Genomic DNA, 12,522 nt, shown 5'->3' on the forward strand with positions numbered 1-12,522 from the left:
ACCGCCTTGGCGCATGCTTATCAACTACCCCAATCAGTTTGTCACCATCTTGTAACACAAGGGCGATGATAAATATTTTACTTGCTTCATGCCACACCCTATAATCAAATATGTAGTCTTTCTATTAGGAGTTGGTAGCCATGCATAAACGGCTAGAGAATAGCCTTATTTTAATTTGGACTGTGTCATTGGTTGCGACGCTCGGTTCATTGTATTTTTCGGAAGTGCGTGGTTATGAGCCATGTACACTTTGTTGGTACCAACGGATTATCATGTATCCAACCATACTCATTTCAGGTGTCGCCTTGTTTCAGAAAAATGCTCGTATCGCTTTGACAATAGCTGTCTTCGCTATAGTTGGTGGAAGCATGTCTCTGTATCATTACGGCATCCAAAAGTTTAGTTACCTAAGTGACAGCGCACCTGCTTGTGGAGATGTTCCTTGCACAGGGCAATACATCAACTACCTGGGGTTCATCACAATCCCCTTTTTGGCACTTGTCGCATTTTTAATTATTTTAATTACAAGCCTTTTCATGATGAAATGGCAGAAGGAGTCGAAGTAAATTGAAAAAACTACTCGCTATCGGCGGTGTGATTATCGCTGTCTTTATCCTAATCATCGTCCTTTCGAACAAATCTGACGAGGAAAAACTTAAAAAAAATCCATATGGTAAGGACAATCTAGAAAAATCGACAATCGCTCTGATTGGTAATCCAAACTATAGCAACATCGTTCTCCCGGAGGCACTTTTTGAAAAAATTGACGCCAATCGATCTGTGACAGTTTACTATTTTAGCCCTAATTGTGGGTATTGTATGGAAATGACACCTGTCATGATGCCAATCGCAAAAGAGATGGGCGTAGATGTACTGCAATACAATATGCTTGAATTTGGCGATAAAGTTAATGAAAAGACAAAGTATGGAATCTATGAATTTCCGTCACTTGTCCACTATGAGAATGGAAAAGAAGTTGGTCGGATTGTCGGAGGACAGCCAGAAGATAATATCCGTGCATTTTTCAAAGAATTTGAAGGTAAGTGACGATATACGTCCTAGGGGGAGAAAGCTGAATGTCTGTTTTTCATTATAAAACACAAGAAGAAGGTCTAACTGTAGAACAGCTTCTCCGGGAAGAATGGCAAGCCGGAAAAAAAACTGTCCACCAAATGCGAATGGCCAAAAGTGTGAAGGGTACGGACGGTGAGCCGATTGAATGGCGCACGCCGCTAGCAGAAGGAACACCATTGACATTCGAATTTCCAGATGCACAGTCCGCTTATGTTTCGGAAAAGTCTGATGGATTGGCAGTATTTTTTGAGGACGAGCATATTTTAGCGGCTTTAAAACCTGCTGGCATAACAACTCATCCTGACGGCCCGGGCGAAACTGGTACGCTGATGAATCAAGTTATGGATTATGTTCGTAAAAACGGCGGCAACTATGCCGAGCATATTCACCGTCTCGATAAGGGGACAACTGGAGTCATCCTTATTGCGAAACACCCCATCGCGAAAGCACTTTTTGACCGGATGATTGAACGAAACGATATTACGCGGAAATACATTGCTGAAGTCGATGGCTATCTAAAAAGGCCAAAAGGGACAATTAGACTACCGATTGGCCGAGATCGTCATCACCCTGTGAAACGTCTTGTCTCGATGTCTGGACAATCCGCACTCACTAATTTCACTGTTATCCAACGTACAGAGGATTCAACTTTCGTAGAGGCTGAACTCAAAACAGGACGAACGCACCAAATCCGTGTGCATCTGTCCCATATTGGACATCCCGTAATAGGAGATACATTATATGGCGGTAGCGAAACAAACGACGGAGAATACCGCTTAACCGCAACAGAACTCTCTTTCATCCACCCATTCACAGGAAAACAAACGACCATCGAAACTCCTGATTCGAAAAAGTAAAATCAAGTTTCAACATACTTAAGAGCCCATGGGAACTCCCACGGGCTCTTTTTTCACTTTTAATGTCTCTTAGAACGTATCCGGATCTGTTCCTGTACGTTCATCCTGATTCAATGCGTTAATCATTTCCATATCTTCAGATGTCAATATGAAATCAGCAACTTCACTATTTTCTCTAATGCGTTCGGGTGTTACTGATTTTGGTATCACGATAAGATTATTTTGTAAATGCCAGCGAATTATAATTTGTGCGGTTGTCTTGTTGTATTTTTCCCCGATAGTCAAAAGCGTCGGTTCTGCAAGGAACTTCCCCCTTGCGAGTGGTGACCATGATGTAATGGCAATTCCATTGTCATTACAAAACTTCCGAAGCGGTTCCTGTGTAAGTTGGGGATGGACTTCGATTTGATTCACCATTGGTGCTACATTCGCTTTCACTAAGATCTTCTCCAGATGGTGCGCATGATGATTAGAAACACCGGTCGCACGAATCAATTTTTCATCATACAACCGTTCGATTGCCTTATAGGTATCGACGAATTTTCCTGTTATCGGCCAATGTGTCAAGTACAAATCTAAATAATCAAGGCCCAGTTTCTCTAAAGACGTTTCGAATGCACGGAGTGTGGCATCATAACCTTGATCAGTATTCCAGACTTTCGATGTGATGAATAACTGTTCTCTCGGGATCCTCGCGTGACGAACCGCTTCACCCGTCTCTCTTTCATTCTCATAGATTGCGGCTGTATCAATTGCACGATAGCCTGTTTCTATCGCAAAGCTTATCGCTTCAAACGTCTGCTCCGGATTGGTCATTTTATAAACACCTAATCCAAGTTGCGGCATCGCAATTCCATTGGCAAGCTCCATTGTTTCAGTGAACACTTTCGTCATTCAGTTTCTCCCCTTTCACATCTCATACTTTAATTATACAATACTCAATCATATTTCCCGTCTTTGTCACAATTTATCCGGATGGTCATTTCATTTCAATAAAGAATAGGGTATACTACATAAAGAACTATTGATTTTACAGGAGGTATATCCGATGTCACTTCTTCTTATAATCGGCGTTTGCTTCGCATTCTTTTCTGCAATCTTTACAGGCGGATACGAAGATAAACCGGGTAAAGTTAAAAAGTAATTACGCAAAAACGGGACTCGCCTACTTGGCTGTCCCGTTTTTTTATTCTAACCCTAGATATGCTTGTTGCCTAAGCGCTTCATAAACAAGGATAGCTGCCGTATTCGATAAATTAAGCGACCTGATGTTGTCATTCATTGGGATGCGCAAACAGTGTTCTTCATGGTTCAGAACAACTTCTTCCGGTAGACCCGTCGTTTCTTTACCAAATACAAAGAAGATGTCTTTGGTTTCATCCGAAAAATCAAAGGAGGAATATGCTTTCTTACCAAACTTCGTAATAAAATAAAATTCTGCTTCCAAATACGCCGCAAATAATTCCTCAAGCCCATCATGATAGGTAATATCGACGTGGTCCCAATAATCGAGCCCAGCCCGTTTCAACATTTTGTCATCCGTCGAAAACCCAAGTGGCTTCACAAGATGAAGTTTAGCTCCTGTTCCTGCACATGTCCGCGCAATATTCCCCGTATTTGCAGGGATGAGCGGTTCAAATAATGCAACATGTATCGCCATTTTAGCACATCCTCCACTTAAACTCTTTTCAATGTAGCCTCTAATTCAGCACGTACTTCTAGATCTTCTTCTTTCAACAATGCCTCTTTAATAGCGTTGTATCCTTCTTCTGTTCCTATTTGACCTAATGCCCATGCGATTGTACCACGGATGACTGGGCGCGGATCTTTATCCAACATGGCAATCAATTCAGGAACTGCCGCTTCATCCTTGAAATGTGCAAGAGCAATGATTGCATTTCGCTGAATCGGATTCTTCCCTCGCCATGAACCGGATATATGACCGAACTTCTCTTTGAACTCACGATTTGACAATGTAAGCATCGGTTGTAAAAGAGGTTTGGCTAGTTCTGGTTCCGGCTGAAATGCCTGCTGATGTAAATTATGTTTCTTCTTATTCTTCGGACATATGGTTTGGCATGTATCACAGCCATACACCCGATTACCGATTTCTGCACGGAATTCTTCGGGAATCGGCGTCTTCGTCTGTGTCAGAAAAGCAATGCATCGCTGCGCATTTAATTGCCCACCCTGAATCAATGCCCCCGTCGGACAAGCATCAATACAAAGTGTACAATCGCCGCATTCATCTTCCATCGGAACGTCCGGTACAAATGGGATGTTCGTAATCATTTCACCCAGATAGACATATGAACCGAATTCCGGTGTAATAATCGAACAGTTTTTTGCCGACCACCCGATACCCGCACGTTCCGCGATAGCACGGTCAGAAAGTTCTCCAGTATCAACCATTGAACGCACTCTTGCGGTTGGAATCTGTTCCAATATGAATTGTTCAAGAAGACCCAATTTCTCACGAAGAACCGTATGGTAATCCATTCCCCACGACGCACGGCAAAATATGCCTCTTCGCTCCCCTTTTTTTCCCTTAGGTGAGTCCTCCATTTTTGACGGATAGGCAACCGCAATTGCAATGATACTTTCCGCTTGATCGAGCAGCAGAGCCGGTTCCGTTCGCTTATCTAGATCTTTTTCCTCGAACCCTGACTGGTAACCAAGTTCCTGCTGCCGCTTCAACCGATTTTTCAGTTCTCGGAATGGGGCTGCTGTCGTAAAGCCGATCTTATCAATGCCGATCGTTGCCGCATACGCTCTCACTGCCTGTTGCAGTTGAACGGTATTCACACTGTATCGCCTCCTCTGTGATAAGATTAAATCAAACTATATAAAGGGTGATGTCATTGAAAATCGAAATGGATGCCAAACTTATTGAAGCTGTACCCGGATTAAAATTAGGCATTAACTATTATACCAAAATTACCGTGTCAGAATCGCCTCAAATGCTAAAAGGAAGATTACAACTATTCCAAGAGCAACTTTTCTTTGATATGGAAGATAAATCCCTTGATCAATTTCCCGGTATTAAAGAATGGCGTACAATTTGGAAGTCCCTTGGAGCAGATCCAAATCGTTACCGCCACTCTACAGAAGCACTCATGCGCCGTATAAAAAAGCAGAACTACATCAATCCATACCATACGGCAGTCGACTTGAATAACTTCTTTTCCTTGCAACATGAAATCCCAATCGGTATTTATGATCTTAACGAGATTGTCGGCAATCTACATGTTTCACTCGGAACAGAAGATGACGGTTATGATGGATTGAACGGCCGCTTTAATTCATTGAAGCATATTTTATTGCTAAAAGATGCTTATAGCCCATTTGGAAGTCCATTCGTCGACTCTATGCGTACTGCTGTAACAGAAGAAACGACTGAAGCGCTTCAGGTATTCTTTCTGCGCCCCTCAATGGGTACCACAGAAGCACTCGAACTAACAACCGCATGCAGCAAAATGTTCACTAGCATAAGCGGTGGCGACGCTCGAGCTTTTGTTTTGCATGAAGGGCAAACTTCCATTATAGTTGACTACTAGTGCATAAGAATCGGGGGAACGGACAAATGGCTAATATTACACTCGCCGAAGCTGTAAAACTGAAAAGTATTTTAACAAAACGAATTCATGAGCTAGAAGATGAAATGAGACGTGTCGCCTTCACAACTGTAGAAAAAGGCAACTCGCCTGAAATAGGGGCACGCTCCCTTATGGTCGTGGAAACCGAATTGGATGAAGTACGTTTGGACAGCCGCCTTCTTGACCGTCTAATGTATCGTGCCAATATCGACAATGAAATCAATTTCCAAGGGCAACAACTTGCAATTGTCGAAGCAATTGAACTCGCTACGCAATTACGTGCTAAAGGCCGTTTTTACAAGGAACTTTCGATGGCTAAAAAAGAAGAAATTCAATATGGCTATTCTGAAAGCATAACTGTCTACCAAGTTGCCTTATTTGATCCTGAAGAATACCGTGTGAAGTCACTTCAAACAGAAAAAGATGCGCATAAATTATCCAATTTCATTAACGCGAAAAACTACTCCATCATCCTTGATTTCGATGATAGTAAATACTTCTAAAACCTTGGAAAGGTGAGACTCCTTTCCAAGGCATAGAGTAGGGGTCAATCCAACTTAAATGCAGTCAAACCAATGACCTGTTCCCATTTACTTTGTGACCAATTTCCAATAACCAACCAGGGCAATCGCAATGGACAACCCTTTGAGGCCTCCACTAGACCCCTACCTATGTAAAACGCTCCTACCGTTTCGGCGGTGGAGCGTTTTTGTATAGACATTCAACATTATTATCAGTTTTTAAATGACTTTGTTTTCTCGCCATCAATCATTAATCTCCAAGTACCGTGATTCGGAAACTCAATACGCCCATGATAGTCATAAATGTATTCCCCCGCACTCATAAAACTACCATCCTGAATAAAAACATGTTCAGAAACAATACTTCCTTTTTTATTGATTAACTTGACTTCTATTTCCTTCCCACTTTCCACTGAACTTACAATCGTAAATTCAATTTCCTCACCGACCTTAAGTTCCTTTGGATGATTAATCAAAATATAATGTTCGGTCTTTGGAAATGGAGGAAGGACTTCAATTGTAAACTCTTCAAATAATCGATCATCCACATAGAAAGAAAGTTGCCATTCTCCCTCTACCGGAAATGGTGTGAAACTCGTCAATATCTGTTGAGCATCTTTACCAAATAGAAAACTATTAAAATTCCCCTCGGAAAGTGTAATCTTTTTATCGTAAATATTCCTAGCTTCTACTCTGTAACTTTTATTTTCGAATTCCGGGATGTCCCCCAAAAAATAGAGCATCATTTTTGATCCTCTTCTGATATCCTCAGCTACAAATTGCGTGTTGAATAACATCCCAATCTTGCCTTCAATTCCAGTCACTTCTTGATTATAGGATGATAAGTTGAAAATCTTCGCTTGTTGCGCATTCAACTCAACTTGAGGTTGAAACATCTTCTCCCATTCGTCATAACAGTCCCGCCATCTTTTTCGATAAATTCATGGATATGGCTAAAAGAATGAAAGGCGCCTTTCACCATGATATCTTTGAACACATAAGGTCGATTCATTTCAGTGATTTTCGCAGTCAATCGCTGTCTTACGCCAAAATGAATCGCTTCCCACGTAACAACATCTCCCGCTTCTAAGAGACCTGCCATAACTCCTCCAACAGCCTTTTCTTTCGTCCTTATAGTTGTTCGAATATGAATATGAACATCAACGTCTCTAGCAAGATCAAAGCAGCGTTCAATCGGCACTTGTATGAATTCACTATGTTTAACCAGAGGCATAATCTCTCCACCGCCATTCACTCTTTTTTAAAACTGTATCACAGTCATGAGATGCTTTCTTTTATAATCGAGTAGGAGGCTAACCATTATTTGATTATCCAGCCTCTCACACCACCCTACATACGGTTCCGTATAGGGCGGTTCAACCTTTTAAGTATCTTCGCTCATAAAGTAGGGACATATCTTTCAGTCCCCACTTTATGAGTTTTTCTTTTGTTATTGCACGATGTAAGATTTCAGTCCTTGAAATGCGCCAGTATCCCTTTCGGGAATTTGCTAGTTTCATGGCATCCTCATGATCGATGCCATGATTACGGAGCATTGCGTATTTCGTACGGACTTTCTTCCATCTTTTCCAGACGATTTGCCTAAGTCGATGATTTAACCATTGCTGGGTTTCCAGGATGAAACTCTTCATTCTGCTTACACCATAGTAGTTAATTATAAATGATAGTCTAAATATATAGGTGCCGCGATTGAAGTATTTTGCTTACCATTACTCTTACTTGTTGAGCTGAATAATGGTCTTTATAAATATTGAAATTACGCTCTGCTTCAAAGCACAGCTCTTTTGCAATTTCGTTCTCCGTAATAAACGTCAGAGAACTATTCTGCTTATCTAGCGTGATTACTCCCGCTCTACTGTTATAATCAAGACGTTTACCTACCTGATCCACTTTTTCCACTACAATGTTTCTTTGCACATAGCTCTTGTCCGAGAACACTTCACGTATAAGAAAGTTCTCGAATACGCCAGCATGTCCAGTGGATTTTCTAGTCTCTATCTCTTTAGTACTCCTTCGGAAAGCATCGGCTGGACGAATCGCATTCGGCATCCACTCGACAGGCAAACCTGATTTAACGAGTACTAGCTCCAAATCATCCATTTTGACTAATTGCTTGCCAACCGAGAACCACATAAGATGACCAAGAATACCGTCTTGTTGCTTGTTTTGAACAGCCGTCATATTTTCAAGATTAATTGACATACCTAACAACCCTTTCTATTTTTGTATTTTAGATAAAGAAAAAAAAACGCATTTACACCTAGCAATCGCTAAGTAAATGCGTTTTAAAATAACCCAATTTGTTCGATTTCAATAAATCCCCTTCCATCTCCTTTCAATACCTTTTTGAAAGCAAAAAACCAATCTCCCCTGGATAGGAAAAAACGGTTTTAATCTATATCACGCAACATGCGTAAGTATCTCTTCTGATATGCAAAAGCAATTTATAGACGTCGAATACGTCTGCCTAACTTCTCCTTTAAATAAGGAATACAAAGGCTGAAAATTTATGCCGGATCTCTTTCTGCATATGCAAAAAGTGTAACGACTTTCACCAGTGGAACAGTGACTTAATAACATAAAGAATATACTTTCACTTTAACAAAACCCAATGTAAATCGCAACTTCATCGAAAATGATAACTTGAAACTGGGTTTATCAACAACTTGTGGAACTATTTCATTGAAATTTTATCGCTGCTCACCATTATTAAATTTCTTGTTCATAAGATTAATTCTTCTTTCTTCTTCTTCTCTGGTTTCGATAATTATTTTAACTTGCTTTGATTCTTTATTTGCAAAAGACAACATCCTTTTTTCTTCTTCTTCCATAATCGGTTTTGCAAAAGCAACAAAATTTTCAATATCCTGCGGATCAGGAAACTCTTTTGTTTGCGCTTCACCTAATAACTGCATGTACTCATTTTTTACTTCCTTCTTTATAATTAGTGGTGGTAAATTATTTTCCAGTAATGAATAGTTCATAATCATCCTGCCCATTCTTCCATTTCCATCAGAAAAAGGATGAATTTTTTCAAACTGGATATGCGTTTCTAAGATAATTTTTAATATATCATCTTCTGTCTTAGCATTTTTCAAACGATAATTCAAATTTCCGATTAGCTGATCCATTAATTCGGGTACTTGTTCAGATGATCCTGTCGAGAATTCTACCCCTTTTATATAATTATCCTCAGTTTTAAATTGTCCTTTATCATGTTGCAGTCGATCCGTTAATTTTTCATGTATCTCTTTTATGATAGATACTGATAAATGTTCATTATTTTCTATTGACTGCACAAGATATTCAAACGCTTGTTGGTGATTGTCTACTTCGTAAAATTCTCTTCTCGTTATGTTTGCGTTATTTGGTAACGTATCATTCAGTATGATTGTCACTGTTTCTGGTAACGTGATTGTATTACCTTCAATTGCACTGGAATGGTGTGCCAAACGAACCAAAACATCCTCTAAATATTCATATGTCATCTTTTCGATTAAGCGGCTCATTTATACCAACCCCCTTATTTCTATATTTTAATTATACCATTATTAAAATCCTGAAGTAATGAGTTCATCATCTCTACTTTCGTTTTGAATATTGGAAACACCTTAGTAATAACATATAAGTATAAAACTCACGTACATTTCCCTTTGTCCAATTCTCAGATTCTTTTAGTCATAGGTTTAAATAATTTCATTTTCACCCCCCAACACTAAATTAATTTGTATAAGAGATATAACATTATCATTTCCAAAGAAATAAGGTTTCTTATCTTTTATCATCCAGAAGGTATGAAGTGGTAAACAGTCTATCATTCATTACACTTTCAAATGCGATTAGCCCATGCCGTAACTTTTCAATTGCCTTTTTATTATTCATCTTAATATTGCTCTACTATCAAGATAGCATAAAAGCATCCCGATAACATAAGGATGTAGAGACAACCTGGAAGACCTACTCGCACATTTTGGACGAGATGAGAGAAAAGGATGAAGAAGAAACAGTTTCAATCTTTGAGAATATGGTTGTGTAAAATTTGTGAGAAAATTTTCAAAACACATCGTATTGCACAAAAATAAAAAACATCTACAAATGTTGTTATATCAACATTTGTAGATGTTTTAGGACTTACTCAACTTAACAGGATAAGACTAAGAAATACCCGAGGCCGGACTTGAACCGGCACGCCTCGCGGCATCGCATTTTGAGTGCGACGTGTCTGCCATTCCACCACTCGGGCATAATAATAACTTACTGATAGCGAATCACTAGAAAAATGGAGGCGGCAACCGGAATCGAACCGGTGGTAAGGGTGTTGCAGACCCATGCCTTACCGCTTGGCTATGCCGCCGTAGAATGGAGCGGAAGACGGGATTCGAACCCGCGACCCCGACCTTGGCAAGGTCGTATTCTACCACTGAACTACTTCCGCAAAACTGGGGTAGCTGGATTCGAACCAACGAGTAACGGAGTCAAAGTCCGTTGCCTTACCACTTGGCTATACCCCAAAAGGATAAATGGGGCGGACGAGGGGAATTGAACCCCCGAGTGTCGGAATCACAATCCGATGCGTTAACCACTTCGCCACGACCGCCATAATAATGTTTTTTTTAAAAAAATGGGGCGACTGAGGGGAATTGAACCCCCGAGTGTCGGAATCACAATCCGATGCGTTAACCACTTCGCCACAACCGCCATTATTATAATGTTTGATTGTTAGATTGAATTGGCAGGGGCAGTAGGAATCGAACCCACATCAAAGGTGTTGGAGACCTCTATTCTACCGTTAAACTATGCCCCTATATGGAAGTTTATTTTAACATACAGTTCGTGTTAATAAAAATTGGTGGTGGGGGACGGATTCGAACCGCCGAACCCGGAGGGAGCGGATTTACAGTCCGCCGCGTTTAGCCACTTCGCTACCCCACCAAGGGTGTATATATGGTGCCGGCGAAAGGACTTGAACCCTCAACCTACTGATTACAAGTCAGTTGCTCTACCAGTTGAGCTACACCGGCACGAAAATTAAAAATGGTGGCTCAGGACGGAATCGAACCGCCGACACAAGGATTTTCAGTCCTTTGCTCTACCGACTGAGCTACTGAGCCACAAATATATTCATTTGTAAAAAAAATGGCGGTCCCGACCGGGATCGAACCGGCGATCTCCTGCGTGACAGGCAGGCATGTTAACCGCTACACCACGGGACCATTTGGTTGCGGGGGCAGGATTCGAACCTGCGACCTTCGGGTTATGAGCCCGACGAGATACCACTTCTCCACCCCGCGACAATAGGATTTTTCAGCGTGATTTCCGCTAAAATAATCTTCCTTAAAAATAATGGAATAATGGTGGAGGATGACGGGCTCGAACCGCCGACCCCCTGCTTGTAAGGCAGGTGCTCTCCCAGCTGAGCTAATCCTCCTGGGTAAAATTGCGATAAGCTTCGCATTACTGCGTCAACTTCAATCGTTCACTCAGTCACGTACTAATGTACGCTCCTTCTTTCTCTCAATCGTTTCCTTGTTCTACTCGCTTCTCCCAATTTTACCGGGCTGTGCGATAAGCTTCGCATTACTGCGTCAACTTCGCTTGCACAGGATGTGCTGACTTCGATGTTGCGACAGGACGTCGCGTTCTTAATCGAAGTTCCTTTTGAAACTCAATCGCTTCCTTGTACTACTTGCTTCTCCCAATTTTAACAGGAGTTGCATTAATAATAAAGATTCTTTTTTATTGGATAACTATTTTCGATACCACGTATCGAAAAAGTTTTAATGGTGACCCCTACGGGATTCGAACCCGTGATACCGCCGTGAAAGGGCGGTGTCTTAACCGCTTGACCAAGGGGCCAATATAATTGGATTGAAACTGGTGGAGAGCAAGGGATTTGAACCCTTGAGACAGCGTTAGCCGCCTACACGATTTCCAATCGTGCTCCTTCGGCCACTCGGACAGCTCTCCAATTGGCTCCGCAGGTAGGACTCGAACCTACGACCGATCGGTTAACAGCCGATTGCTCTACCACTGAGCTACTGCGGAATAATAGTATGATTCATATAATATTTAGTATGTTAATTGGAGTTAACAGACCAGCGACGTCCTACTCTTGCAGGGGGAAACCCCCAACTACCATCGGCGCTGAAGAGCTTAACTTCCGTGTTCGGTATGGGAACGGGTGTGACCTCTTCGCCATCGTCACTGAACTATTTTCCACAAGACAATACTTATTATATCACATCTGAAGGATATTGCAAGCGTTTTTACAAAATAATTTATTTTGTTCGCTCAAAACCGGATAAAACAGACATTGTATTGAACAGAATCAAGAGCCAACCGTGCTCTTTTTAAATTTGGTTAAGTCCTCGACCGATTAGTATTCGTCAGCTCCACACGTCGCCGCGCTTCCACCCCGAACCTATCAACCTCATCTTCTTTGAGGGGTCTTAC

At 41.2% G+C, this 12,522-nt stretch carries 13 protein-coding genes, 16 tRNA genes and 2 rRNA genes; 5 read left to right on the top strand and 26 right to left on the bottom strand.

What is annotated here, in order from left to right; translation table 11 throughout:
• Positions 1–140: 140 nt before the first annotated feature.
• Genes H4683_RS09885 through H4683_RS09895 form a run of 3 tightly spaced genes read left to right on the top strand, consistent with a single transcriptional unit; the run spans position 141 to position 1,931 of the window.
• Positions 141–566, top strand: coding sequence for a disulfide oxidoreductase (locus H4683_RS09885; protein ID WP_192598680.1), 426 nt, complete (start codon positions 141–143; stop codon positions 564–566).
• A 1-nt stretch (position 567) separates the two neighbouring features.
• Positions 568–1,047 carry a thioredoxin family protein gene (locus H4683_RS09890; RefSeq protein WP_192598681.1) on the top strand — a complete coding sequence of 160 codons (480 nt, stop codon included), beginning with the start codon at positions 568–570 and terminating at the stop codon, positions 1,045–1,047.
• Between the two features lie 29 nt (positions 1,048–1,076).
• A complete protein-coding gene (locus H4683_RS09895) occupies positions 1,077–1,931 on the top strand; it encodes an RluA family pseudouridine synthase (RefSeq protein WP_192598682.1) in 855 nt (284 codons plus the stop codon).
• 69 nt (positions 1,932–2,000) lie between these two features.
• Here the strand turns inward: H4683_RS09895 and H4683_RS09900 are convergent, their stop codons facing one another.
• From H4683_RS09900 to queG, 3 genes are all read right to left on the bottom strand, one after another.
• Positions 2,001–2,825, bottom strand: coding sequence for an aldo/keto reductase (locus H4683_RS09900; RefSeq protein ID WP_225942013.1), 825 nt, complete (start codon positions 2,823–2,825; stop codon positions 2,001–2,003).
• A 292-nt stretch (positions 2,826–3,117) separates the two neighbouring features.
• Positions 3,118–3,591 (bottom strand): tRNA (uridine(34)/cytosine(34)/5-carboxymethylaminomethyluridine(34)-2'-O)-methyltransferase TrmL, encoded by a 474-nt coding sequence (gene trmL, locus H4683_RS09905; RefSeq protein ID WP_192598683.1) that lies wholly within the window; start codon positions 3,589–3,591, stop codon positions 3,118–3,120.
• Between the two features lie 17 nt (positions 3,592–3,608).
• The gene (gene queG / locus H4683_RS09910) at positions 3,609–4,736 is read right to left on the bottom strand and encodes a tRNA epoxyqueuosine(34) reductase QueG (RefSeq protein WP_192598684.1); all 1,128 of its coding nucleotides are present in this window, start codon (positions 4,734–4,736) and stop codon (positions 3,609–3,611) included.
• A 56-nt stretch (positions 4,737–4,792) separates the two neighbouring features.
• On the opposite strand from queG, the gene H4683_RS09915 reads away from it, so the two are divergent.
• Both H4683_RS09915 and H4683_RS09920 read left to right on the top strand, forming a co-directional pair.
• Complete coding sequence (locus H4683_RS09915) at positions 4,793–5,488, top strand: B3/B4 domain-containing protein (RefSeq protein ID WP_192598685.1); 696 nt, start codon at positions 4,793–4,795, stop codon at positions 5,486–5,488.
• A gap of 26 nt (positions 5,489–5,514) precedes the next feature.
• Positions 5,515–6,030: a hypothetical protein gene (locus H4683_RS09920; RefSeq protein WP_192598686.1), complete on the top strand. Its 516-nt coding sequence runs from the start codon at positions 5,515–5,517 to the stop codon at positions 6,028–6,030.
• 230 nt (positions 6,031–6,260) lie between these two features.
• Here H4683_RS09920 and H4683_RS09925 read toward each other — a convergent pair whose 3' ends face one another.
• The 23 genes from H4683_RS09925 to H4683_RS10035 form a co-directional block, all read right to left on the bottom strand.
• Entirely contained in the window at positions 6,261–6,944 is a 684-nt protein-coding gene (locus tag H4683_RS09925) for a hypothetical protein (RefSeq protein ID WP_192598687.1), read from the bottom strand.
• Positions 6,920–7,282, bottom strand: coding sequence for an SRPBCC family protein (locus H4683_RS09930; RefSeq protein WP_192598688.1), 363 nt, complete (start codon positions 7,280–7,282; stop codon positions 6,920–6,922). Before H4683_RS09930 ends, H4683_RS09925 begins: the two co-directional genes overlap by 25 nt.
• 142 nt (positions 7,283–7,424) lie before the next feature.
• Positions 7,425–7,745 carry a group II intron maturase-specific domain-containing protein gene (locus tag H4683_RS09935; protein ID WP_338062446.1) on the bottom strand — a complete coding sequence of 107 codons (321 nt, stop codon included), beginning with the start codon at positions 7,743–7,745 and terminating at the stop codon, positions 7,425–7,427.
• Positions 7,738–8,271, bottom strand: coding sequence for a DUF6744 family protein (locus H4683_RS09940; protein WP_192598690.1), 534 nt, complete (start codon positions 8,269–8,271; stop codon positions 7,738–7,740). Before H4683_RS09940 ends, H4683_RS09935 begins: the two co-directional genes overlap by 8 nt.
• A gap of 488 nt (positions 8,272–8,759) precedes the next feature.
• The gene (locus tag H4683_RS09945; protein ID WP_192598691.1) at positions 8,760–9,578 is read right to left on the bottom strand and encodes a Fic family protein; all 819 of its coding nucleotides are present in this window, start codon (positions 9,576–9,578) and stop codon (positions 8,760–8,762) included.
• A 653-nt stretch (positions 9,579–10,231) separates the two neighbouring features.
• Positions 10,232–10,312: transfer RNA gene (locus H4683_RS09950), tRNA-Leu, on the bottom strand.
• A 37-nt stretch (positions 10,313–10,349) separates the two neighbouring features.
• Positions 10,350–10,423: transfer RNA gene (locus H4683_RS09955), tRNA-Cys, on the bottom strand.
• 6 nt (positions 10,424–10,429) lie between these two features.
• Positions 10,430–10,504: transfer RNA gene (locus tag H4683_RS09960), tRNA-Gly, on the bottom strand.
• Between the two features lie 4 nt (positions 10,505–10,508).
• A tRNA-Gln gene (locus H4683_RS09965) sits at positions 10,509–10,580 on the bottom strand.
• Between the two features lie 10 nt (positions 10,581–10,590).
• Positions 10,591–10,666 (bottom strand) — tRNA-His (locus H4683_RS09970).
• A 25-nt stretch (positions 10,667–10,691) separates the two neighbouring features.
• Positions 10,692–10,767, bottom strand: a tRNA-His gene (locus H4683_RS09975).
• Between the two features lie 32 nt (positions 10,768–10,799).
• Positions 10,800–10,873: transfer RNA gene (locus tag H4683_RS09980), tRNA-Trp, on the bottom strand.
• Between the two features lie 43 nt (positions 10,874–10,916).
• Positions 10,917–11,001: transfer RNA gene (locus H4683_RS09985), tRNA-Tyr, on the bottom strand.
• Between the two features lie 13 nt (positions 11,002–11,014).
• Positions 11,015–11,090 (bottom strand) — tRNA-Thr (locus H4683_RS09990).
• Positions 11,091–11,104: 14 nt separating this feature from the next.
• Positions 11,105–11,180 (bottom strand) — tRNA-Phe (locus H4683_RS09995).
• 26 nt (positions 11,181–11,206) lie between these two features.
• A tRNA-Asp gene (locus tag H4683_RS10000) sits at positions 11,207–11,282 on the bottom strand.
• A gap of 3 nt (positions 11,283–11,285) precedes the next feature.
• Positions 11,286–11,360: transfer RNA gene (locus H4683_RS10005), tRNA-Met, on the bottom strand.
• 61 nt (positions 11,361–11,421) lie between these two features.
• A tRNA-Val gene (locus H4683_RS10010) sits at positions 11,422–11,497 on the bottom strand.
• Between the two features lie 353 nt (positions 11,498–11,850).
• Positions 11,851–11,925: transfer RNA gene (locus tag H4683_RS10015), tRNA-Glu, on the bottom strand.
• A 19-nt stretch (positions 11,926–11,944) separates the two neighbouring features.
• Positions 11,945–12,036, bottom strand: a tRNA-Ser gene (locus H4683_RS10020).
• 3 nt (positions 12,037–12,039) lie between these two features.
• Positions 12,040–12,114, bottom strand: a tRNA-Asn gene (locus H4683_RS10025).
• A gap of 48 nt (positions 12,115–12,162) precedes the next feature.
• Positions 12,163–12,278, bottom strand: a 5S ribosomal RNA gene (rrf, locus tag H4683_RS10030).
• A gap of 147 nt (positions 12,279–12,425) precedes the next feature.
• Positions 12,426–12,522: ribosomal RNA gene (locus tag H4683_RS10035) — 23S ribosomal RNA — on the bottom strand; the annotation flags it as partial.

The organism is Sporosarcina limicola, from assembly GCF_014873855.1.
In the GTDB taxonomy this organism is placed as follows: Bacteria; Bacillota; Bacilli; order Bacillales_A; family Planococcaceae; genus Sporosarcina; species Sporosarcina limicola.

Bases quoted from the DNA above. Each gene is read 5' to 3' on its own strand.
- H4683_RS09930 (WP_192598688.1), bottom strand. From the start codon at position 7,282: ATGCCTCTGGTTAAACATAGTGAATTCATACAAGTGCCGATTGAACGC.
- H4683_RS09895 (WP_192598682.1), top strand. From the start codon at position 1,077: ATGTCTGTTTTTCATTATAAAACACAAGAAGAAGGTCTAACTGTAGAA.
- H4683_RS09920 (WP_192598686.1), top strand. From the start codon at position 5,515: ATGGCTAATATTACACTCGCCGAAGCTGTAAAACTGAAAAGTATTTTA.
- H4683_RS09945 (WP_192598691.1), bottom strand. From the start codon at position 9,578: ATGAGCCGCTTAATCGAAAAGATGACATATGAATATTTAGAGGATGTT.
- H4683_RS09940 (WP_192598690.1), bottom strand. From the start codon at position 8,271: ATGTCAATTAATCTTGAAAATATGACGGCTGTTCAAAACAAGCAACAA.
- H4683_RS09885 (WP_192598680.1), top strand. From the start codon at position 141: ATGCATAAACGGCTAGAGAATAGCCTTATTTTAATTTGGACTGTGTCA.
- H4683_RS09925 (WP_192598687.1), bottom strand. From the start codon at position 6,944: ATGTTTCAACCTCAAGTTGAGTTGAATGCGCAACAAGCGAAGATTTTC.
- H4683_RS09900 (WP_225942013.1), bottom strand. From the start codon at position 2,825: ATGACGAAAGTGTTCACTGAAACAATGGAGCTTGCCAATGGAATTGCG.
- trmL (WP_192598683.1), bottom strand. From the start codon at position 3,591: ATGGCGATACATGTTGCATTATTTGAACCGCTCATCCCTGCAAATACG.